This is a genomic window from Chitinimonas sp. BJB300 (assembly GCF_002735695.1).
Taxonomy (GTDB): domain Bacteria; phylum Pseudomonadota; class Gammaproteobacteria; order Burkholderiales; family Chitinimonadaceae; genus Chitinimonas.
In genome coordinates this window covers 1-641 of the sequence record NZ_PDZH01000355.1, presented here as the reverse complement: position 1 = coordinate 641, position 641 = coordinate 1, and the positions used below count along the sequence as shown (strand labels likewise).

At 56.9% G+C, this 641-nt stretch carries 1 protein-coding gene; it reads right to left on the bottom strand.

The features are described 5' to 3' along the window. A partial coding sequence (locus tag CSQ89_RS21810) for an IS5 family transposase (RefSeq protein ID WP_143747145.1) occupies nt 1–641 on the bottom strand: 641 nt, incomplete at both ends.

Sequence of the window (641 nt, the reverse complement as noted above, 5' to 3'; positions counted from 1 at the left end):
GCCAAGCTCGCAAATGGGTGTTCAACACGAGCACGGATCTTGGCAATCCGTCGATTGCGACGTTTCTGGCATTCGGACAAAGGCTTGTCCGCTCTGCCTTTACGCTGGTTGTGCATGCGCCAGCCTTGTCCGATGAGCCGGGCTTCACGCTCCCCATCTACATAGCCGCGATCAGTCCACACGTCACGGCTGGTATTACCCTGGTCGAGTACGCGCTCAAAGTGCAGGGTGTCGTGCTCGCTGGCAGTGCTGACCACCCTCTTCCGAATCAACTTGTAACGCTTATCAACGCTGGTGGAGACCTTGTAGCCAAAGTAAGACTTGCCGTGCTTTTTGGTCCATCGGGCATCCAGGTCTTTCTGCCGGCGCTTCGCCGGCGACCAGTCAGCAGGCATGGCGCGTTCTTGAATCATGGCTTTCTCTTCCCGGTTCACCGACTGCTTCGGGACGTGCACGATGCTGGCATCCACCATCTGACCACCGCGTGCAATATAGCCATGTTTGGCTAACTCCCGATTGGCCGCTTCAAAGATGCTGTCACTCGCACCTGCGGCAATGAGCCGCTCCTTGAAGGTCCAAATGGTGGTACGGTCTGGAATCTGGCTGCTACTGCGTAGACCGACAAAGCGCTGGAAACTCAG